This window comes from Streptomyces sp. NPDC090445, assembly GCF_044769385.1.
GTDB lineage: Bacteria > Actinomycetota > Actinomycetes > Streptomycetales > Streptomycetaceae > Streptomyces.
Genome location: NZ_JBIVXV010000006.1, coordinates 295,616 through 316,461 on the forward strand (window position 1 = coordinate 295,616; position 20,846 = coordinate 316,461).

General features: G+C 75.1%; 19 protein-coding genes. 9 read left to right on the forward strand and 10 right to left on the reverse strand.

Going from position 1 to position 20,846, the window contains the following annotated elements; all coding sequences use genetic code 11:
• Nucleotides 1-33: 33 nt before the first annotated feature.
• Nucleotides 34-579, reverse strand: a complete 546-nt coding sequence (locus ACIQUT_RS16445) for a hypothetical protein (RefSeq protein ID WP_403563593.1) — start codon at nt 577-579, stop codon at nt 34-36.
• A 254-nt stretch (nt 580-833) separates the two neighbouring features.
• Nucleotides 834-1,445: a short chain dehydrogenase gene (locus ACIQUT_RS16450; protein ID WP_403563594.1), complete on the reverse strand. Its 612-nt coding sequence runs from the start codon at nt 1,443-1,445 to the stop codon at nt 834-836.
• 70 nt (nt 1,446-1,515) lie between these two features.
• Here ACIQUT_RS16450 and ACIQUT_RS16455 point away from each other — a divergent pair, with 70 nt between their 5' ends.
• The 7 genes from ACIQUT_RS16455 to ACIQUT_RS16485 all read left to right on the forward strand — a co-directional run bounded on the left by ACIQUT_RS16455 (nt 1,516) and on the right by ACIQUT_RS16485 (nt 10,626).
• Complete coding sequence (locus ACIQUT_RS16455; protein ID WP_403563595.1) at nt 1,516-2,433, forward strand: LysR family transcriptional regulator; 918 nt, start codon at nt 1,516-1,518, stop codon at nt 2,431-2,433.
• Between the two features lie 17 nt (nt 2,434-2,450).
• Nucleotides 2,451-3,071 carry an L-threonylcarbamoyladenylate synthase gene (locus ACIQUT_RS16460; RefSeq protein WP_403563596.1) on the forward strand — a complete coding sequence of 207 codons (621 nt, stop codon included), beginning with the start codon at nt 2,451-2,453 and terminating at the stop codon, nt 3,069-3,071.
• Between the two features lie 175 nt (nt 3,072-3,246).
• Entirely contained in the window at nt 3,247-3,474 is a 228-nt protein-coding gene (locus tag ACIQUT_RS16465) for a DUF6296 family protein (RefSeq protein ID WP_403563597.1), read from the forward strand.
• A gap of 86 nt (nt 3,475-3,560) precedes the next feature.
• On the forward strand, nt 3,561-4,448 hold the full coding sequence (locus tag ACIQUT_RS16470; protein ID WP_403563598.1) for a hypothetical protein: 888 nt from the start codon (nt 3,561-3,563) through the stop codon (nt 4,446-4,448).
• Nucleotides 4,445-6,619 carry a bifunctional serine/threonine-protein kinase/ABC transporter substrate-binding protein gene (locus ACIQUT_RS16475; RefSeq protein WP_403563599.1) on the forward strand — a complete coding sequence of 725 codons (2,175 nt, stop codon included), beginning with the start codon at nt 4,445-4,447 and terminating at the stop codon, nt 6,617-6,619. Before ACIQUT_RS16470 ends, ACIQUT_RS16475 begins: the two co-directional genes overlap by 4 nt.
• A gap of 6 nt (nt 6,620-6,625) precedes the next feature.
• On the forward strand, nt 6,626-8,905 hold the full coding sequence (locus tag ACIQUT_RS16480) for a bifunctional serine/threonine-protein kinase/ABC transporter substrate-binding protein (RefSeq protein WP_403563600.1): 2,280 nt from the start codon (nt 6,626-6,628) through the stop codon (nt 8,903-8,905).
• Nucleotides 8,906-9,204: 299 nt separating this feature from the next.
• Nucleotides 9,205-10,626, forward strand: coding sequence for an Ig-like domain-containing protein (locus tag ACIQUT_RS16485; RefSeq protein ID WP_403563601.1), 1,422 nt, complete (start codon nt 9,205-9,207; stop codon nt 10,624-10,626).
• Nucleotides 10,627-10,728: 102 nt separating this feature from the next.
• Here the strand turns inward: ACIQUT_RS16485 and ACIQUT_RS16490 are convergent, their stop codons facing one another.
• From ACIQUT_RS16490 to ACIQUT_RS16500, 3 genes are all read right to left on the reverse strand, one after another.
• Complete coding sequence (locus tag ACIQUT_RS16490) at nt 10,729-11,409, reverse strand: DUF4360 domain-containing protein (protein ID WP_403563602.1); 681 nt, start codon at nt 11,407-11,409, stop codon at nt 10,729-10,731.
• A gap of 46 nt (nt 11,410-11,455) precedes the next feature.
• Nucleotides 11,456-12,103, reverse strand: a complete 648-nt coding sequence (locus ACIQUT_RS16495; RefSeq protein WP_403563603.1) for a DUF4360 domain-containing protein — start codon at nt 12,101-12,103, stop codon at nt 11,456-11,458.
• A 184-nt stretch (nt 12,104-12,287) separates the two neighbouring features.
• Complete coding sequence (locus ACIQUT_RS16500) at nt 12,288-13,013, reverse strand: DUF72 domain-containing protein (RefSeq protein WP_403563604.1); 726 nt, start codon at nt 13,011-13,013, stop codon at nt 12,288-12,290.
• Nucleotides 13,014-13,109: 96 nt separating this feature from the next.
• On the opposite strand from ACIQUT_RS16500, the gene ACIQUT_RS16505 reads away from it, so the two are divergent.
• A complete protein-coding gene (locus ACIQUT_RS16505) occupies nt 13,110-13,478 on the forward strand; it encodes a low affinity iron permease family protein (RefSeq protein ID WP_403563605.1) in 369 nt (122 codons plus the stop codon).
• Nucleotides 13,479-14,227: 749 nt separating this feature from the next.
• A complete protein-coding gene (locus ACIQUT_RS16510; protein ID WP_179177676.1) occupies nt 14,228-15,067 on the forward strand; it encodes a class II glutamine amidotransferase in 840 nt (279 codons plus the stop codon).
• 60 nt (nt 15,068-15,127) lie between these two features.
• Here ACIQUT_RS16510 and hypE read toward each other — a convergent pair whose 3' ends face one another.
• Genes hypE through hypB form a run of 5 tightly spaced genes read right to left on the reverse strand, consistent with a single transcriptional unit; the run spans nt 15,128 to nt 20,845 of the window.
• Nucleotides 15,128-16,189 carry a hydrogenase expression/formation protein HypE gene (gene hypE, locus ACIQUT_RS16515; RefSeq protein WP_403563606.1) on the reverse strand — a complete coding sequence of 354 codons (1,062 nt, stop codon included), beginning with the start codon at nt 16,187-16,189 and terminating at the stop codon, nt 15,128-15,130.
• Nucleotides 16,182-17,318: a hydrogenase formation protein HypD gene (gene hypD, locus ACIQUT_RS16520; protein WP_403563607.1), complete on the reverse strand. Its 1,137-nt coding sequence runs from the start codon at nt 17,316-17,318 to the stop codon at nt 16,182-16,184. Before hypD ends, hypE begins: the two co-directional genes overlap by 8 nt.
• Nucleotides 17,315-17,656, reverse strand: a complete 342-nt coding sequence (locus tag ACIQUT_RS16525) for a HypC/HybG/HupF family hydrogenase formation chaperone (RefSeq protein WP_403563608.1) — start codon at nt 17,654-17,656, stop codon at nt 17,315-17,317. The genes hypD and ACIQUT_RS16525 overlap by 4 nt, the downstream gene beginning before the upstream one ends.
• On the reverse strand, nt 17,625-20,054 hold the full coding sequence (gene hypF / locus ACIQUT_RS16530; protein WP_403563609.1) for a carbamoyltransferase HypF: 2,430 nt from the start codon (nt 20,052-20,054) through the stop codon (nt 17,625-17,627). The genes ACIQUT_RS16525 and hypF overlap by 32 nt, the downstream gene beginning before the upstream one ends.
• A complete protein-coding gene (gene hypB / locus ACIQUT_RS16535) occupies nt 20,054-20,845 on the reverse strand; it encodes a hydrogenase nickel incorporation protein HypB (RefSeq protein ID WP_403563610.1) in 792 nt (263 codons plus the stop codon). Before hypB ends, hypF begins: the two co-directional genes overlap by 1 nt.
• Between the last annotated feature and the right edge of the window lies 1 nt (nt 20,846).

Here is a 20,846-nt window from a genome sequence, read left to right on the forward strand (position 1 = left end):
CGGCCGCCGGCTGGGACTGGAATCCCATGCTGTTCAGGCGAATGCAGTGTTCAGGCGAATGCAGTTGCGCGTGACCTGGGACTGCGTCACGCCGTTCGTGTTGTAGTACATCCCCGCCGGGTTGCCCTGGATCACGTTGTTGGTGACCGGGTAGCCGGAGTGGCCGACGACCGTGTAGATGCCGTAGCCGCCGAGGGTGGAGCCCTGGTTGTTCTGGACCGTGAAGCCCTGGAACCGGATCCCGTCCTCGCGGAGGTTCACGATCCCCTCGCCGGTGAGACTCGTGGCCTCGACGACGGAATCGACCGTGGGGTCGGGCGCCGCGAACTGGTCGCAGTCCGCCGGGAGGGTGGTTTCGCCCTCCAGTGTCAGATTCGCCTTGTCGGCCTCGACGATCTCGTTGTAAATGCCGGGGCAGACATGGATGGTGTCACCGGGCGCCGCCGCCGCGACGGCGGCCCCGACCGTCGTGAAGGTGGCACTGGGACAGTGCGCCGTGGCTCCGGTGGCGGAGACGACGAGCGTGGACGCGGCATGACTGGGCGCAGCCGGGAACGCCGCGGCCGCCACCGCCAGCACGGGCAAAAAGGCGTAGAGCTTTCGCTTTTCCTCACCTGTTGATCATCGCGGTGGAACGGCGCGGGTTCGGTTGCACCGCCCGGACCGCACTGTGTGATCACGGGAGTCCCGGGGCAAACTGCCCCGCTGGGACGGGATGAGAATCGACCGGTACGGCGGCGTCCACCGCACCCGGAGAGGCGAATAAGACGATGGGATGAGCGCCTCGGCCCCACGCACCGGCCTGTCCGGACAGCACGCCCAGGACAGCACGCCTAGTGGCCCAGCTCCAGGATGCGGCCCGTCTCGACGCCCTCGATGCAGCGGACGTACGCCTGGGCCACCTCCGCCAGGTCGACCGGCGCGAAGCCGGGGAAGTGGCCGGCGTACACGTCGAGGGCCTCGGTGACCACGGTGGGGCTGACGGCGTTGACGCGCTGCGGGGCGATCTCCACCGCTGCCGCGCGGACGAACGCCTCGACGGCGCCGTTGGCCATGGAGGCGGCCGAGCCCGTCACGATGGGGCTGCGCGCCAGCACGCCGGTGATCAGGGTGAAGGAGCCGCGCGGCGCGATCCGGCCGATGCCCTGGCGGACCAGCTCCAGCTGGCTCTGCACCTTGCCGCGGAAGGCCGCCGTCCAGTCCTCCGGGGTCATGTCGGCCACCGGCTTGAACGGGACCGAGCCGGCGGCGCTCGCCACCGCGTCGAGCTGCCCGCCCGCGCCGGCGGCGTCGTACAGGGCGGTGATCTGCGCCGGGTCGGTGACGTCGAAGCGGAGGTCGCCGCTGGAGCGTCCGGCGGTCACCACCTCGTGGCCGCGAGCGGTCAGGGACTGGTGCACTGCGGTGCCGAGCTTGCCGCCCGCACCGATGAGAAGGATTCGCATGCCCCCGACGCTAGGCGAACCGACCGTGACCGGGGAAATACCTTCTGTGCAGTATTTATGCTTGCCGGTTGTGAATGTGGAACTGAGGCATCTGCGGACCCTGGCGGCGATCGGCGACGAGGGCACCATCACGGGCGCCGCCGCCGTCCTGCACATCAGCCAGCCGGCCGTCTCCCGCACCCTCGACCAGCTGGAGCAGCGCCTCGGCACCCGCCTGGTCGAGCGCACCACCCGCAGCCTCTCCCTCACCCCGGCGGGCCGGCGGCTGTGGGAGCACGCCCACCGGATCCTCACGCAGCTCGACGACGCCCTCGCCGAGGCCGCCGCAGGCCCGGAGCCCCGGCCGCTGCGCATCGGCTTCGCCTGGGCCGCCCTCGGCGCGCACACCGTGGCCCTGCTGCGCGACTGGCGCCGCGACCACCCGGACGCACCGGTCCGGGTGCACCGGCTGCCCGACCCGGTGGCGGCCCTGCGCCGGGGCGACATCGACGCCGCGTTCGTCCGCGCCCTGCCCGAGGGGGACGGGGCCGACGGGCTGTCCGCCCTCGCGCTGTACAGCGAGCCGCGCGTCGCGGCCCTGTGCGAGGACGATCCGCTGGCCGCCCGCGGCACGGTCGCCCTGGCCGACCTCGTCGACCGTACCGTCGTCCACTGCGCGACGGCCGCCACGACCGGCACCGCGCTGTGGCCGGAAGGCCGCCGGCCCGAGGCCACCCTGGAGGTCGCCAACGTCGACGAATGGCTCACCGCCATCGCGACGGGCGAGGCCGTCGGCGTCACCGCGGAGGCCACCCGGCACAGCCACCCGTACCCCGGCGTCCGCTTCCTGCCGCTCACCGGGATCGGCCCGGTGACCGTCCACTTCCTCGCCCCGACGGTGCCGGCCCACCCGGCGACGGCGGCGTTCCGCCGCCACGCCCGGCGCGCCCTGTCCCCCGCAGCGGCGGCCGGGGACTCCTCGGCGTCCGCGTCCGCGGCCGCGGCCTGATCGCGTACGCTCGGCGGATGGCGAAGTACTTCGACGTACACCCGGACAACCCGCAGCACCGCACCATCAGCGGCGTCGCCGACAGCCTCCGCTCCGGCGCGCTCGTCGCGTATCCGACCGATTCCTGCTACGCGCTGGGCTGCCAGATGGGCAACCGCGACGGCCTCTCCCGGATCCGGTCCATCCGCAACCTCGACGACCGGCACCACTTCACACTGGTGTGCCAGAACTTCGCGCAGCTGGGCCAGCTCGTGAACATCGGCAACGACGTGTTCCGCGCCATCAAGGCGGCCACGCCCGGCAGTTACACCTTCATCCTGCCGGCGACGCGGGAGGTGCCGCGCCAGCTGCTGCACCCCCGCAAGAAGACGGTCGGCGTCCGCATCCCCGACCACACCGTCACCCAGGCCCTCCTCGCCGAGCTCGGCGAACCGCTGGTGTCGAGCACGCTGCTCCTGCCCGACGAGGGCGAACCCCTGACCCAGGGGTGGGAGATCAAGGAGCGGCTCGACCACGTGGTGGACATCGTGGTCGACTCGGGCGACTGCGGCACCGAGCCGACCACGGTCGTCGACTTCTCCGGCGGGGCGGCCGAGATCGTCCGCGTGGGCGCGGGCGACACGACCCGGTTCGAATGACACCGCCCCGCCGCTCCACCGCTCCACCGCCCCCGACACCCCGGCGCCCCCGGCCGTCCCCGCCGTCCCCGCCGCGCGTGATCGGCTTTCCGGCCGAGGTGCGATGCACCCGGCGGGGGCTGCGCGCATCATGGAGGGTGAGGACGCTCCGTTCGCTCGGCGAAGGAGGGCGCGGATGAGTTCCCAGCGCTATGAGCTGGTGTTTTCCGAGGGCCCGGGCACGGGCGAGGACACCGTCGTGGTGGCTCCCACCGGCCTGGCGGGACCGGGCGGACACCCGGTCTACGAGGACGCGACCGGCATCGTACGGGCCGAGATCAGCGACCGGGGCGAGGTACGCGTCCTGGCCACGGGCGGCGGCCAGAACGCGGTCCGCGTGGTCCGGGTCCGGGCACTGCCCTGAGCTCCCGGGCGGAGGGCCCGGATTCGGCCAACCTTCCTTTCCGGTAGGGCACTTGAAGACCGCCCGCGCCGGGTACGCTCTGCCCCGTGGGACGGTCGGGGGGACACGGGCACGGATACGGGCACGGATACGGGCACGGACGCCGAGGGGTGCTGCGCGCCGGCTGCTCCCTGGCCGCGGGCCTGCTCGTCCTGACCGGATGCACCTCGGGCGGTACGCCGCGCGGCGGCGCGGACGGCTCCGCCCGCCCTTCCGCACCGGCCGCACCCTCCCCGTCGGGCACGGCCGGTACCGGCACCACCGGCGCGGGCGGCAGCCCGGCCCCGCTCGTCCCCGAGCTTGACGAGCAGCGGCAGCCCCGGAACCGGGCCGAGGCGCGGGCCCTCCTGGACCGCATCGTCATCGACCAGGACGTCTTCGGGCCGGACGTGCAGCGCAGCGCCCCCTTCGAGAGCGATCCCGGCAGCTGGCCGGTCCTCGGCCGGGACTGCGTGTGGCGGACCGAGGGCCTGCCGCCCGACGTCCTGGCCACCAGCACCCGCCAGTTCCACGTCCCGGCCGCGGACGGCCGCGGCCGGGTCAGGATCCACGCCACGGTGACCGTCCACCGCACCCGCGAGGAGTCCGGCTGGGAGACCGCCCACGCCATGGAGGAGGTCCTGCGCTGCCCGAACCAGGTGCTGCGCGCCGGCGAGGAGCTGAAGGGCCTGTGGGGTGCCTCCCTCTACCGGGGCGAGCAGCTGAACGGCTGGTCCGAGGACGCCTTCAGCGAGTCCGGCACGTGGGTCGGCGAGGGCAGCGGCGGGCCCGGGCAGTACCGCTGGTCGCAGGGGCAGTTCGGGCCCGTCACGGTGGCCGTCGCCGGCAGGGGCCCCGCCGGGTTCGCCGAGGATGCCCTCGTCGCGCTCGTCGTGCAGGGCACCGGCCGGATGATGTACCGGGCCGGGCAGGCCCTCGGGAAGGGGCCCCGATGATCGAGCGGCTCCACCCCTCGGACCCGTCACGGATCGCCGGCCACCGCCTCCTGGGGCGGCTCGGCTCGGGCGGCATGGGCGTCGTCTACCTCGGCCGCACCGCCGACGGGGCGCTCGCCGCGGTCAAGGTGATCCGCGCCGAGTACGCCGACGAGGCCGACTTCCGGGCCCGGTTCCGCCGCGAGGCCGCCATCGCCGCCCGCGTGGACAGCCCCTGGGCGGTGCGCGTCGCCGCCGCCGACCCGGACGCGGCCGAGCCCTGGCTGGCCACCTCCTTCGTGCCCGGGCCCTCGCTCGCCGAGGCCGTCACCGCCCACGGCCCGCTGCCGCTGCGCGCCGTACGGATCCTCGGCAAGGCCCTGGCCCGGGCACTCGACGTGATGCACGGGCAGGGCCTGGTGCACCGGGACGTCAAGCCCGCGAACGTGCTGCTCGGCATGGACGGGCCGCGGCTCATCGACTTCGGCATCGCGCGCGGCGGCGATCACACGGTGCTGACCTCGACCGACGTCGTCCTCGGCACTCCTGGGTTCCTCTCCCCCGAGCAGGCGCGCGGCCGGGCCGCGGAGCCGGCGGGCGACGTGTTCTCCCTCGGCTGCCTGCTGGCGTACGCGGCCTCCGGCCGGCTGCCGTTCGGCACGGGCACCGTGGACGCCGTGCTGTACCGGACCGTGCACGACGAGCCGCAGTTCGGACCGGAGGTCCTCGCCGACCCGGAGCTCACCGCGCTGCTGCGCACCGCCCTCGCCAAACACCCCGCCATCCGCCCCACCGCCCGCGAGCTGGACGAGGCGCTGATCGAGGACGATCCGGGCGCGGGCACCGGCTGGCTGCCCGACCCGGTCGTCGCCGCGATCGCCGAGCGGGCCGCCGGGCTGCTCGCCCTGCCCGGGATCGAGGAGACCGTCGCCGACCCGTCCGCCGAGCCCACGGTCGGCGCCGGGAACGGGCCCGGGGGCCGGGCAGTGTCGCGGCGGCGGCTGCTCCGCCTCGCGTCCGCCGGGGCGGTGGTCGCGGCGGGCGGCGGCGTGGCGGCCGTCCTCGCGTCGCGCCGGGGCGGCGGGACCCCGGCGGCACCGGACGGGCGGGAGTGGGTGGTCGGGGTGCACGCGGACCTCTCCGGCCCGCAGCAGTCCATCGGCAAGGCCCAGCTGCGAGGGGTGGAGTTGGCCGTCGCCGCGTTCAACTCCCGTTCCGGCAAGCCGTTCACGGCTTCCGTCCGGCCCGTCGACGACGCGGGGGACCCGGCCCGCTCCGCCCGCGCGGCCGCCGGACTCGTCGCCGACCCCGATGTGCTCGCCGTGGTCGGCCCCACCGGCAACGCCTCCGTGATGCCCTGCCTGGAGGTGTACGGGGAGGCCGCTCTCCCGCTGCTGACCGTGTCCGCGCTGGGGAGCACCTTCGGTGTCGCCGACCGGCGCAGCTTCTTCCAGACCTGCTCCCTCTCCCTCGGCCAGGGGCATGCCGTCGCCCTCCGGCTGGTGCAGGCCCAGGGCGCGCGGCGGTTGGGGCTGCTGTGCGACCGCGCCGGTGACGCGGAGGGCTGGCAGGCGGTGCTCCAGGTGAGCCGAACCCTCGCCGTCGTCGCCCCGCAGGCGGTCCCGTACGCGCGCGTCCTGCCCCGGGAGTCCGGGAACGGGCTGCCGGCGGTGCTGGCCGACCTGCTCGCGCAGGGAGTCGACGGGATCTTCTGCACCGGCTCCCCGGCCCGTACCGCGCAGGCCGCCCGGTGGCTGGACACCGCCGGGTTCAAGGGGCCGCGGGTCGCCGACTACACGGTCGTGGACGAGGAGTTCCTGTCCGCGGCCGGGCCGGCCGCCGAGGGCTGGCAGGTCCTCGCCCCGTACACCGGGCCGGACGCGCCGCCGGTCCTGGAGCACATCGTGCGCGAGCGGCGGGACGGGCCCCCGATCGCAGCCTGGGCGGCCGAGGCGTACGACACGGCGGGGCTGGTCCTGGACCGGCTGGTGACGGCCGTTCAGGCGGGCGGCGGGCGGCCCGCCCGCGCCGAACTGCTCGGCGCGCTCGCTCGGGGGACCTACCGCGGCGTGGTCAAGGAGTACGCCTTCGACGACCTCCGGCAGGTGAAGGGCAACCCGTACTTCCTCCACCGGATCGAGCGGGGCCGGCTGCGCTACCTCGGCGCCGTCCCGCAGCCCTCCGCGGGGTAGCGGCCGGTGCGCCCCCTCACCCCCGCCGATCCGTCCGCGGTCGGCGGACACCGGCTGCTGGGACGGCTCGGCTCGGGCGGGATGGGAACCGTGTACCTGGGCCGGTCCCCGGCGGGGGCGCTGCTGGCCGTGAAGGTGATCCGCGCCGACCATGCCGCGGACCCGGCGTTCCGGGCCCGGTTCCGCCGCGAGGCGGAGGCTGCCGCACGGCTGTCGGGGCGGTGGGTGGTGCCGGTGGTGGCCGCCGACCCGGAGGCGCGCGAGCCGTGGCTGGCCACCCCGTTCGTGCCCGGCCCGTCGCTGTCGGAGGCGGTCGCCGGGTACGGGCCGCTGCCCGCCGGCAGCGTGCGGACGCTGGGGGTGCGGCTGGCGGAGGCGCTGGAGCAGGTGCACGCGGCGGGGCTGGTCCACCGCGACGTCAAACCGGGGAACATCCTCCTCGCCCCGGACGGGCCGCGGCTGATCGACTTCGGGATCGCGCGGGCCGTCGGGGCCACCACCCTGACGGCGGCCGGCTCCGTCGTCGGCACCGCCGGCTACCTTCCCCCGGAACAGGCCGGCCGGGACGGGGCGGCGCCGGGTCCGGCCGGTGACGTGTTCTCCCTCGGCTGCGTCCTGGTGTACGCGGCGGCCGGGCACGGCCCGTTCGGCGGCGGGCACCCGGCTGCGGTGGTCTTCCGTACGGTGCACGACCCGCCCGACCTGGCCGGGGTGCCGGCGGAGCTGCTGGAGCCGCTCGCCGCCTGCCTGGCCAAGGACCCGGCCGGGCGGCCCTCGCCGGCGGAACTGCGGATGCGGCTCGGCAGCGGCCGGGCCGACGGCCCCGACCGCCCGGGCTCCGACGGCTCGGACGCGGGCGGCCCGGACGCGGACGGCCCGGCCGCGGGCGGCTCCGATGCGGGCGAGGGGGCGGACTGGCTGCCCGCGCCGCTGCCGCGGCTCATCGCCGAGCGCTCCACGCGGGCCCTGGAGCTGCCGGTCCCGGAGCCCACCCGGGTCGACGGCCCGGGCGCGGACGGCGCGGCGGGAGCGGCGGACGGCGGCGCCGGGCCGAACCGGGGGTTCCTCACCCGCCGGCGGCTGCTCGCCGCCGGCGGGGCCCTCGTCGCGGCCGGACCGCCGCTCGCCTGGCTGGCCTCCCGCGACCCGGGCGGGCGCGGCGCACCGCCTGCGGCCTCCGGCGGCAGCGCGCGCACCTTCACCGTCGGCCTGCAGGCCGACCTGACCGGTCCCGGCAAGGCGGTGGGGCAGGCGTACGAGCGGGGGGTGCGGCTGGCGGTGGAGGCGCACAACGCGCGCGTCGGCGTCCCGTTCCGGCTGGCCGTCCGGGCCGCCGACGACGGCGGTGACCCCGGGCGGGCAGCACAGGCCGCCGGGCAGCTGATCGCCGACGCGTCCGTGGTCGCGCTGGTCGGCCCCACCGCGGAGGCGGCGGTGCCCCCGGTGGCCGACGCCTGTCTCGCCGCGGACCTCGCCCTGCTGCTGGTGTCGCTCCACAGCGGCCAGGCCGGCACGAACCCGTGGCGGACGCTGTGCGACACGCGCGCCGACGCCGACGGCATCGGCCTGCCGGTGCTGCACTACCTGTCCCGGGTCCGGCCGGTCACCCGGACCGGTGTGGTGGAGGACGGCGCGGCCGGCGGCGGGAGCGGCAGCGGGGAGTGGCAGCTGACCCGGGTGCTGCGGCAGACCCCGCCCTCGCAGGGATCGGCCGGCGTCCACCGGATCCCGCAGGGGAGCTCCGGCTTCGCCGCGGCGGTGAGCTCCCTGGTGAAGGCCGACGCCCAGGCCGCGGTGTTCGTGGGCTCGTCGCCGGAGCGTGCGGGGCGGTTCGCCCGGGCCCTGGCCGACGCCGGGTTCCCGGGGCCGCGGCTGGCCACCGGGGAGGTGATGGAGCCGGCGTTCCTGGAGGCGGCCGGCCCGGCCGCGGAGGGCTGGCTGTTCGGCGCCTACTTCGCCGACCCGGCGGAGGTGCCCGCCGCGGCCGGGTTCGTCTCCGCGCACCGGGCCGCGTACGGGGGTCCGCCGGCTCGGTGGGCCGCCGAGGCGTACGACGCGGTGGGGCTGGTGGCCGCCGCGCTGGCGGCTCTGGAGGGCGAGGGGCGGGACCGGGCGGGGCTGTCCCGCCGGATCTTCCGCACCGCGTACGAGGGGCTGGCCAAGCCGCTGGCCTTCGACGCGACCACGCACCGGCTGTCCGGGCTGCGCACCGCGCATCTCCACCAGGTCCGGTCGGGTGCCTTCCGGTACCTCGGGGTGTACCAGGACGTGACCGCGGCGCCGTGAGGGGCGTCGGCCGGGCGCGCGCCACGTGCCCGCCGACTGCCGGATGCTGCGCCGTTCGAGTTCTCTTGCGTACCCGTTCGGCCGTACGCACCGAGTGCATGATCATTATTTCGGTCCGCACTCGATTTCATGCTGCCATCCGGTCATGGGCGATCTGGGAGGGCCGCGTCACGATGTCATCGACGCACCGCGCACCACACACACCACAGGCAACACGTAAACCACATCCGCCGGACGCGCAACAGGCGCGGTGGGGGCGGCACCTCTGGCGGAACGCGTCGTGGAGCGTGGTGGCCGCGGTGACCGGCGGTGCCGTCCTCGTCGCCATGGTGCCCGGCAGCGTGCCCCGGGCGGACGGCAAGGGGCAGGGCTTCGGCAGCGCGGACGCATCGGTGACGCTGCTGGTCGGGCGGGCCCTGCAGGAGGGCGGCGGGGCCGCGCGGTGCGGCGCCGGAGCGGCCGGCGACGGGCCGTGCACCGGCTGGCGGGAGGAACGGGTCCGGGCCACCGCCTACGGCGCCGGGGCGGTGCTCCGGGACACCGCCGGGCGGGACGGCGCCGAGGGGGCGGCGCGGACGGTCGCCCTGCCCACGGACGCGCACGGCCCGCTGCAGATCGGGCTGGCCGGCCCGGGACGGCTGATCGACGTCACCGTCCGGGACGGGCACGGGCGCCACGTGGGCGGCGCCCTCGACCCGAGGGGCCGTCAGTGGGCCAACACCGAGTCCCTGCGGGCGGGCGAGCGCTACACGGTCCACGTGGGGGCCCAGGACGCGGCGGGGACGCCGGTCGGGGTCACCATGGCGTTCGGGACCGCGCCGCCCGCGGACGGGGAGCGGATCACGGCGGAGCTGGGGCCGGTTCCGGGGACGTACGGGGCGGGGCAGATCGTGACGGCCGCGCTGAGCCACCCGGTTCCGGCCGCCGACCGGGAGTCCCGGATCCGGGTCGAGCGCGCGCTGGAGGTGACCTCGGAGCCGGCGGTCGAGGGCTCCTGGCACTGGGTGGACGCCTCGACCCTCCACTACCGGCCGCGTACGTACTGGCCGGCGCACGCGGTGGTGCGGGTGCACAGCGGGCTCGACGGGGTGAAGGTCGGCGGCCACGGGTACGGGGGTCCTTCGGAGCCCGTGGAGTTCACCGTCGGGGACCGGATCGAGGCGGTCACCGATTCCGCCGCGCACAGGATGACCGTACGGCGCAACGGCCGGGTCCTGCGGACGATCCCGGTCACCACGGGGAAGGCGGGGTTCCTGACCCGCAGCGGCATCAAGGTCGTCCTGGGGAAGGAGGAGCGGGTCCGCATGCGGGGGGACACGGTCGGCATCCAGCGGGGCACGAAGGAGTTCTACGACCTGCCCGTCTTCTGGGCGACGCGGGTGACGTGGAGCGGTGAGTACGTGCACGCGGCGCCCTGGTCGGTGGACGCCCACGGCGAGGAGAACGTCAGCCACGGCTGTACGGGGATGAGCACCGCGAACGCGGCCTGGTTCTTCAAGACGGTACGGGTGGGGGACATCGTCGAGGTGGTGAACAGCGGCGGGGAGCCGATGGCCCCGTTCGCCAACGGCTTCGGCGACTGGAACGTCGACTGGTCGGCGTGGCTGAAGGGCAGTGCCCTGGCCTCGGTCCCCGGGCAGGCCGCCACGGCGGCGGTGCCGGCGATGTCGTCGTTCCCGGTGTCGGGGCGCACCGTGTCCCGGCTGCACCCGATGACCTGACCGCCGGCGCCGTGGTCCGGGGGTGCCGTACCCGGCCCGCGCGACGCGGACCGGGTACGGCTTCCGGCGGCCGGCCGGGGGCTGGCGGCCGCGGGCTGCGGGTTACGTGCGCGGGGCGGGGCAGGTCTGCCAGGCGAGGTGGTAGAGCGTGCTCACGCTGGCGTCCGTGGAGTCCATCGTCATGAAGCTGGTGGCGGCCTGCGGGTTCGACGTTCCCGCATTCACCCGCAGTTCGGTGTTGATGTTGAAATTGCGTTTCTCCCCGCAGGGCGCCCAGACGAGGTCCGCGTACTCGGTCCGGTCGGTCGCCTGCCAGTTGTCGTTCAGCGGCCCGTTGAACTGGTGGGTGCGCGAGGTCGTCTGGGGCATTCCCTGGAAGTAGTAGTTCGCCCGTTCCTGCCCCCATGCCCCGGGCTGGAGAAATGCGAATCCGCGGTAGTCCGCCTGGACGATCGCATAGGTGAATCCCGAAGGAACGTGGACCCGGAGGTTGAGCTGGCAGTTCCGGCGGAACGCGGTCGGCGGCGCACCGGGGCCGACCTGCGCGAGGTAGTCACTGTAGGTGACCGTGAAGGCGGTGTTGTCGGGGGCCATGGCGACTTGGGCAGTGCCCTCGCGGCAGCCCGACCCGTTCACCGTGGCGAGCTCGATCACGATCTTGTCGGGGGGTGCGGTGATCTGGGGGGTGTGGCCTGCGGCTCCGGCCGGCGCCGCGGCCGCCGTCGCGATCAGCGCGGCCGCGGCGGCACCGGTGAGAAGGGTGCGGGACAGGGAATGGGACATCGTTGTCACTCCTGACCGTGTGTTCGGTGATCCTGTGCGCGCCCTGTCAGAGCCCGGTGCATTGCTTCCAGGCGAAGTGGTAGACCGTGCTGACGCTGCCGTCCGTGGAGTCCATGCTCATGAAGCTCAGGGCCTGCGGGTTCGAGGCGCCGGGGTAGACGCGCAGCTCGGTGTTGACGTTGAGGTTGCGCTCCTCGCCGCAGGGGGCCCAGACCAGGTCGGCGTACTCGGTCCGGTCGCTCGCCTGCCAGCTGTCGCTGTACGGGCCGTTGAACTGGTGCACGGTGCGGGCCGTCTGCGCCATGCCCTGGAAGTAGTAGTTGGCGCGCTCCTGGCCGTAGGCCCCGCGCTGGAGGTGGGCGAAGCCGCGGTAGTCGGCGCGGGCGATGGCGTACGTGAAGCCCTGCGGCACGTGGATCTGGAGGGCGAGCTGGCAGTTCTTGCGGAACTCCGTCCCGCCGGCGCCGCCGCCCGTCTGGGCGAGGTAGTCGCTGTACGTGACGGTGAACGAGGTGTTGTCGGAGGCCGCGGCCACGCTCGCGGTGCCCTGCGGGCAGCCCGATCCGTTGACGCCCACGACGTCCACGGTGATTCTCCCGGGCGGTGTGGTCTCGCTTTCCGCGTGGGCGGGCACGGCCGGTGCGGATAACGCCGCGACCGCCGCGGCGACGACGGTGAGCCTGCGGAGCGCCATTCGATTCCCCATTCATCCGGTGACGGCTTCGAATTTGGGCATGCACATGCCATCACGGGGGGCGTGGGCTGGGAAGGCTGCGATACGGCCAACCGGCCCGGGCAGCGGCCCCTGGCCGAATTCCGCCCGCCCCGGGAACGGGCCGGCGGCCGCGGCGGACCCGGGTGTTCCGAGTCCGGTGAGGTCAGGAGGGGAACAGCCGCCGGAAGGCGTCCGCGTCACGGACCGCCGCCCCGCCCGGATCGTTGTTGAAGTAGGCGAACACGTCCGCCTCCCGCGGCCAGGCGTCCGCGATCCGGCCGGCCCACGAGCGCAGGGCGGTCGCCCCGTAGCGGGGCCAGGGCTGCGCCGCGCCCTCGTGGAAGCGCAGGTAGCCCCAGTCGGCGGTGCGCCACAGCGGGGTCACCGGCCGCGAGCCGTGGTCGGCCCAGCACAGCGCCGCGCCCCGTGCGGCGAGAACGTCCCGGACGTCCGGATTCCACCAGGAGCCGTGGCGGGGTTCCACGGCCACCCTGGTTCCGGGCGGAAAGCAGGCGAGGCAGGCGTCCAGGGCCTGCGGGTCGGCACGCAGGGTGGGCGGCAGCTGGAGCAGGACCGGGCCCAGCCGGTCACCGAGGGCCTCGGCGTGCGCCATCAGCCGCCGGACCGGTTCCTCCGGATCGCGCAGGCGCTTGATGTGGGTCAGGAAGCGGCTGGCCTTCACGGCGAAGACGAAGCCGTCCGGGGTGCGCTCGCGCCAGTCCGCGAAGGTGTGCGGGGCGGGCAGCCGGTAGAAGGCGGCGTTGCTCTCCACCGTGGCGAAGTGCGCGGCGTACTCCTCCAGCCAGAGCCGCTGCGGCCGGCCTGCGGGATAGAGGACCCCCGACCAGTCCCGGTACTGCCATCCGGAGGTTCCGACGAGCACGGGCATGGTGCCGATGATGACCGGCCGCACCCCGCCCCGCATCCGCCCGATCCGGCGCGCTTCCGGGGGTGTGCGGCGGCCGCTGCGGGGCAGGCGCCCCGCATGACATTGCGGCATCCGGCGAAACGCGCCCGCGAGAACCGGGCGGCACGCTTCGAGAAACTGGCCGAGCTCGCCTCCAACTTCACGAGCTCCGCCGCCTTCTCGGTGTTCTGCATGGCCCTCGTCGCGGCCTTCGCAGCCGTCCACGTCCTGCACCTGCCCATCGAGTGGCAGCACCTCGTGGGCGACTCCATGGGCGCGGTGTCCCTGCTGCTGCTGGCCCTGCTCAAGAACTCCGAGCGGCGCGCCGAGCACGCCATCCAGCGCAAGCTCGACGCGATCGCCGCGGCCCTGCTGGAGCAGCAGGGCCGGAAGGGCGACGCGGAGGAGGACCTGGAGTCCGCGATCCGCATGGAGGAGCGGTACTGACACCGCCAGGCCGGGCGGCGCCGGCGGCCTCGGCAGGGGCCTCGCCGGGGCCCGTCACGCCTGGGGGGCGACGGCGACGAGCAGCGCGGCCACCCCCACGGCCAGCCAGGCCGGATAGTCACCGACCAGCCCCGAGTGCAGCCGGCGCAGTCCCGGACCGCGGCGGCGGCCGACGGTCGGTGCAGGGCGATCGCGGCTCCCCCGGCGGCGGCCGACGGCCGGCGCAGGGCGATCGCGGCTCCCCCGGCGGCGGCCGACGGCCGGCGCAGGGCGATCGCGGCTCCCGGCCACCACAGGGCGGCCGCCGCCGGCAGGCAGGCGCCCGCCGCGGAGAGCACGCCGAGGCCCGCACGGAGCAGCGCGGTGGTGTGCAGCGCGTCATCCATGCCGTCCCCCGGCGTTCCGCCCGTCCGCGGTGGCCTTGCCGACGGCGACGGCGGTCACCGTCCCGCCGGCCGCGAAGAGCAGCCCGATCAGCAGCGTCTTGGCGGCGGCCCGGCCTGGGCCCCGTGAGCACCGCCCACCGCAGGAGGAACTCGACCGCGCCGCGCACTGCCTCCCCTCCTCCCCTTCCCTGAGCCGCAGACACCGATTCCGGGCGCCCCCGTACGGGCCGCCGCCCCTGCCGCCCGCGACGCGGACGATGCCACCCGCCCGGCCCAACACCCGGCCCGGGACGGCGCTCGGGCAGGGCGGGGAGCGCCGCGCCGCGTTAGGCTCGGACGGGGTGCAGGAGAGGGATGATGCTCATGTGTCGCTGGCTCGCCTACTCCGGGTCGCCGATGCTCCTCGACGCGGTCCTCTATCAGCCGGAGCACTCGCTGATCAACCAGAGTCTCCACGCGAAGATGGGGGTCGAGACCACCAACGGCGACGGCTTCGGCATCGGCTGGTACAGCACGGACGGGGACGGCACGCCGGCGGTCTTCCGCGACATCGGTCCGGCCTGGAGCAACCGCAACCTGCGCGAGCTGGCCTCCCACATCCGCTCGCAGCTGTTCTTCGCCCACGTCCGCGCCTCCACCGGCTCGGCCATCCAGCAGACCAACTGCCATCCGTTCCGGCACGGCCGCTGGATGTGGATGCACAACGGGGCCATCACCGACTTCGCGCGCCTCCAGCGCGACCTGTGCATGGCCGTGGACCCGGCCCTGTTCCCGTGCATCGAGGGCTCCACGGATTCCGAGGTGATGTTCTACCTGGCCGTCACGTACGGCCTCGACCAGGACGTGCCCGGTGCGGTCGGCCGGATGGCGGGGCTCGTGGAACGGCTGGGCAAGGAGCACGGCGTCGCGGACCCGCTGCAGATGACGGTCGCCGTCAGCGACGGCGAGCGGGTGTGGGCCTTCCGCTACTCCAGCCAGGGCAGGTCCCGGTCGCTGTTCTACAGCAGCCGCGCCGAGACCGTGCGCCAGCTGTACCCGGAACTGCCCTTCCTGCGGGAGGTCTCGGACGCGACCCGGCTGGTGGTCTCCGAGCCGCTGGGCGACCTGCCGGGGGTGTGGAACGAGCTCCCCGAGGCGAGCTACGTCGTCGTGCCGCTGGAGGGCCCCGCGGACTACCTGCCGTTCATCCCCGAGCTCCCCTGAACCCCGGTCCCGCGCCCCCGTCGGGGGCGCCGGGGGTCCGGGGGTTCCGGGGGTCCGGGGTCAGCAGATCCGGGGCAGTTGCTCCCCGATCGGCAGGTCCACCACGCGGGTGCCGCCGAGGCCGGTCCGGGCGACGACCATGCCGGGGTGCGCCTCGACGGCCTCGCCGGCCACCGCCGCGTGCCGGCCCAGGGGGTGGGCGCGCATCGCGTCGAGGACGGCGTCGGCGTGCTCGCGCGGCACGAACGCGACCAGCTTGCCCTCGTTCGCGACGTACAGCGGGTCGAGGCCGAGGATGGCGCAGGCGTTGGCCACGGCGTCCGGGACCGGTACCCGGCCCTCGTCCAGCACGACGCCGGTGCCCGAGGCGGCGGCGATCTCGTTCAGCGCCGCGGCCAGGCCCCCGCGCGTGGGGTCGCGCAGCACGTGCAGGTCGGGGGTGACCGCGAGCATGGCCTGCACGAGCCCGCCCAGCGGCGCACAGTCGCTGACGGTCTCCACGTCGAAGCCCAGGTTCTCGCGGACGCTCATGATGGCCACCCCGTGGAGGCCGATCTCCCCGCTGACGATGACCACGTCGCCCGGCACGACCCGCTGCGGGCGCAGGTCCACCCCCTCCGGGATCAGTCCGATGCCCGCCGTGTTGACGTAGATGCCGTCGCCGTGCCCGGCTTCGACGACCTTGGTGTCGCCGGTCGCCACCTCCACGCCCGCGGCGCGCGCGGCCGCGCCGAGCGCCTCGGCCACCCGGGCGACGACGGACAGCTCGACGCCCTCCTCCAGGATGAAGGCGCAGGACAGGTAGGCGGCGCGGGCCCCGCTCATGGCCAGGTCGTTGACCGTGCCGTTGACCGCGAGGTCGCCGATGCTGCCGCCGGGGAAGAACAGCGGCCGGACCACGTACGAGTCGGTGGAGAAGGCCAGCCGGGCACCGCCCAGGGTGAGGGCGGCGCTGTCGCCGAGGCCGGCCAGCAGTCCGCCGCCGTAGGCGGGGGCGAAGACGTGCCGGACGAGCTCGGCGGAGAGCGCGCCGCCCCCGCCGTGCCCCATGACCACCCGGGGGTGGTCGCGCAGGGGGGCCGGGCAGGTCCAGCCAGCGAAGTCGAGGACGGTGTCAGACAACGGGGGTCGCCTCCAGCGGTGCGGTCCGGCGCGCCGGGGTGATGTCGAGGCGCCGGTAGAGGTAGTAGGCGGCGCAGGCGCCCTCGCTGGAGACCATCGTGGCGCCGAGCGGGGTGCGCGGGGTGCAGGTGGTGCCGAACGCCTCGCACTGGTGCGGCTTGATCAGCCCTTGGAGGACCTCGCCGCTGCGGCACTCGGCGGGTTCCTCCGTGGCGATGCCGGTGACGGAGAAGCGGTGCTCGGCGTCGTACTCCCGGTACTGCTCGGACAGCCGCCAGCCGCTGTCCGGGATGACGCCGATGCCGCGCCAGGACCGGTCGGTGACCTCGAAGACGTCCTCCAGCATGGCGAGGGCGGCCGGGTTGCCCTCGGGGCGGACGGCCCGCGCGTACGCGTTGTCGACGGTGTGCTCGCCGCGTTCGAGCCGGTGTACGGCCCGGCGTACGCCTTCGAGGATGTCGAGCGGTTCGAAGCCGGTGACGACGATCGGGACCCGGTGGCGGGCGGCGAGCTCCGGGTACTCCGCCGTGCCCATCACGCTGCACACGTGGCCGGCGGCGAGGAAGGCCTGCACCCGGCAGTCGGGCGAGTTCATGATCGCCTCGATGGCCGGGGGCACCCGGACGTGGGAGACCAGCAGGCTGAAGTTGCGGATGCCGAGCTTGCGCGCCTGGTACACCGTCATGGCGTTGGGCGGTGCGGTGGTCTCGAAGCCGATGCCGAAGAACACCACCTCGCGGTCCGGGTTCTGCCGGGCGATCCGCAGCGCGTCGAGCGGGGAGTAGACGACGCGTACGTCACCGCCCTCGCCGCGCACCCGGAAGAGGTCGCGGCCGCTGCCGGGAACCCGCAGCATGTCACCGAACGAGCAGAAGACCACCCCGGGGCGGGAGGCGATCTCCAGGGCCTTGTCGATGACCTCCAGCGGGGTCACGCACACGGGGCAGCCGGGTCCGTGGATCAACTCGACCTGTTCGGGCAGGAGCTGGTCGATGCCGTGCCGGATGATGCTGTGCGTCTGGCCGCCGCAGACCTCCATGAGCGCCCACGGGCGGGTCACGGTGGCGTGGATGTCGTCGAGCAGCCGGCGGGCCAGCGCGGGGTCCCGGAATTCGTCGATGTACTTCACGGCTGCCGCGCCTCCCGCGCTGTGTCCCCGGCCGGCGCCGGGTCGAAGGGCCGGTCCTGTCCGGCGCCCGCTTCCGCCGCCGCCCGCTCCCAGGGGTCGCCGAACTCCTCCTGGAGCATGCCGAGTTCCGCGAAGAGGTCGAGGGTCTGCCGGGCCGATTCCTCGTCGAGGCGCTGCAGGGCGAACCCGACGTGGACGATGGCGTACTCGCCGACCTGCAGGTCGGGCAGGTACTCCAGGCACACCTCCTTGACCACTCCGCCGAAGTCGACGGTCGCCATCCGGGTGCCGTCCTTCTCCCCGATGTCAAGCACTCTGCCGGGTACCGCCAGGCACATGAACCTCTCCTTGGTGTGGGTGGTGCGGGGCGCAGGCCGCCACCATGAGCTGGCCGAGGGCCAGTCCGCCGTCGTTCGGCGGGATGCGGTGGTGGCGCAGGACGGTGAAGCCGCGCTCGCGCAGCAGGCGGGTGCAGGCCGACGAGAGCACGGTGTTGGCGAAGACGCCGCCGGTGAGGGCGACGGTGTCGAGGCCGTGCCGCTCGCGGGCGAGCGCGGCGAGGCCGGCGACGAGGGCGGCGACCGCGGTGTGGAAGCGGGCCGCGATGACGGGTGCCGGGGTGCCGGCGCGCAGGTCGGCGACCACGGCGGCGAGGACGGGGGCCGGGTCGGCGACGACGGGGGCGGTCCCGGGTCCGGCGTCCCGGGCGGGCGGCTGCGGGGGGCGCAGGGCGAAGGCGTAGCCGGAACCGGGGCCGGGGCCGGGCCCGGGGCCGGCGGGGGGCGCGGCCAGGGCGGCGGACTCCAGCTCGATCGCGGCCTGGGCCTCGTACCCGGCGTGGTGGCAGATGCCGGCCAGGGAGGAGACGGCGTCGAAGAGCCGGCCCATGCTCGACGTGGGGGTGCAGTGCAGGCCGCGTTCCAGCTGGCGTTCCAGGACGCGGAGTTCCTCGGGCGGGCAGGCGGCGGTGCAGGGCAGGTCCGGCGACCGGGGCAGCCCCGCGGCCCGCAGGTGGGACAGGGCCATCCGGTAGGGCCGCCGGACGGCCGCGTCGCCGCCGGGCAGCGGGACCGGGGCGAGGTGGGCGAAGCGGTGGTGGCCCGTGTAGTCGGCGAGGAGGATCTCGCCGCCCCATACGGTGCCGTCGTCCCCGTACCCGGTGCCGTCGAAGGCGACGCCGATGACGCGGCCGGTGCCGTCGAGGCCGTGTTCGGCCATCGCGGAGGCGATGTGCGCGTGGTGGTGCTGGACGGCGGTCAGGGGGCGGGAGCCGGCGGCGCGCCGGGCCCAGGCGCCGGAGCGGTAGCCCGGGTGGCGGTCGGCGGCGAGCCGGGCGGGCCGGACGCCGGTGAGGGACTCCAGTTGCCGTTCGGCGCGTTCGAAGGCCTGCTGGGTGGCCAGGTCGTCCATGTCGCCGATGTGCGCGGACAGCCAGGCCTTGCGGCCCTCGCCGAGGCAGAAGGTGTTCTTCAGGTCTCCCCCCGCGGCGAGCACCGGCGGTACGGGCAGCGGCAGTTCCAGCGGAAGGGGCGCGTACCCGCGGGCCCGCCGAAGGGTGAGGAGCTCGCCGTCGCAGACGCGCACCACGGAGTCGTCGCAGGGGACGTGGATGGGGCGGTCGTGGGTGAGCCAGGCGTCGGCGAGGCCGCCGAGGCGCTCCAGGGCCTCCGTGTCGTCGGTGACGATGGGCTCGCCGGACCGGTTGCCACTGGTCATGACGAGCAGGCGGGGGCCGGGCGGGTCGCCGGGCAGGCCGAGCAGCAGGTGGTGGACGGGCGTGTACGGGAGCATCACGCCGAGGTCGGGGCAGCGCGGGGCGACGGCGTCGGCGACCGTGGCCGCGCCGGGGCCGGAGCCCGTTCCGGGGCGGCGGCGCAGCAGGACGACGGGGCGTACGGGGCCGGCCAGCAGGCCTCGTTCGGCCGGGTCGAGCCGTACGAGGTGCTCGATGTCGGAGAGGTCGCGGGCCATCAGGGCGAACGGCTTGTCCCCGCGGGCCTTGCGGCGGCGCAGCTCGGCCACGGCGGCGGGGTTCGCGGCGTCGCAGGCGAGGTGGTAGCCGCCGAGCCCCTTGACCGCGAGGATCGCCCCGGCGGCGAGGAGGCGGCGGGCGGCGGCGATCGGGTCGGCCCCGCCGGTCTCGCGCGGGGGCGCCCCGGTCAGGAGGCGGAGGCGGGGGCCGCAGGCGGGGCAGGCCACGGGCTGGGCGTGGAAGCGCCGGTCGGCGGGGTCGGCGTATTCGCGGGCGCAGTCGGGGCACAGGGGGAAGCGGGCCATGGTGGTGTGGTCCCGGTCGTACGGCAGCCCGGTGACGATGGTGAAGCGGGGCCCGCAGTGGGTGCAGGTGATGAACGGGTGCCGGTGGCGCCGGTCGGCGGGGTCCGCGAGCTCCGCGAGGCAGTCGGCGCAGGTGGCGGTGTCCGGGGAGACGAGGGTGCGTACGGGGCCGCCGGCGCGGGAGGCGGTGATGGTGAATCCGGAGCCGCCGGCGGCCGGGACCTCGTGGTGGTCGACGGTGTGGACGACGGCCAGGGGCGGGGCGTCGGCGGCGAGGCGCTCACAGAAGGCCGTGACGGCCGCGGGGGCGCCCTCGACCTCGGCGACGACGCCCTCGGGGGTGTTGGTGACGTGCCCGGTCAGGCCGAGCCCGGTCGCCCGGGTGTACACGTACGGCCGGAAGCCCACGCCCTGCACCACCCCGCGCACCACGATCCGGCGGCGCTGCACGGCCTCCATCAGCGGGTCGGAGCGGGAGCCGCGACGGGCGCCCCGGGGTCCGCGTGGCCGGCGGAGCCGTCGTGGCGATCGTGATCGTGGTGGTGGTGATGGTGTGCGGGCTGCTGTCCGGCCATGACCGGGACGTGGACGGGTGCGCCGGCGCCGGCGGCGAGCGCCCGGTCGAGCAGGGCGCCGGCGCCCTCCCCGGTGCGGGCCGAGGTCAGCAGGATCTCGACGCCGGGGTTGACCTGCTGGACGTTGGCGCGGAAGGCGGCCTCGTCGAAGTCGACGGCGCGCGCGATGTCCGTCTTGGTGACGACGACGAGCTGGGCGAGCCCGAAGGCCGTCGGGTACTTCAGCGGCTTGTCCTCGCCCTCGGTGACGGAGGCCAGCACGACGCGCAGGGACTCCCCGAGGTCGTAGGAGGCGGGGCAGACGAGGTTGCCGACGTTCTCCACGAACAGCAGCCGGGTGTCCTCGGGCAGCCAGCCGTCCAGGTGGCGGGCGAGCATCCCGGCCTCCAGGTGGCACAGCCCGTCGGTGAGGACCTGTTTGACGGGGACGCGTGAGCGCGCGAGCCGGGCGGCGTCGTTCTCGGTGGCCAGGTCGGCGGTGAGGGCGGCGACCGCCGCTCCGCGCTCGCGGGCGAGGCCGAGTTCGCGTTCCAGGAGGGCCGTCTTCCCGCTGCCGGGGCTGGACAGCAGGTTGACGACGGTGGTGCCGCGGGCGGCGAGTCCGGTGCGCAGGGCCTGCGCGGCGGAGTCGTTCTTGGCGAGGACCGCCTGCTTCAGGTCGACCACACGGCACATG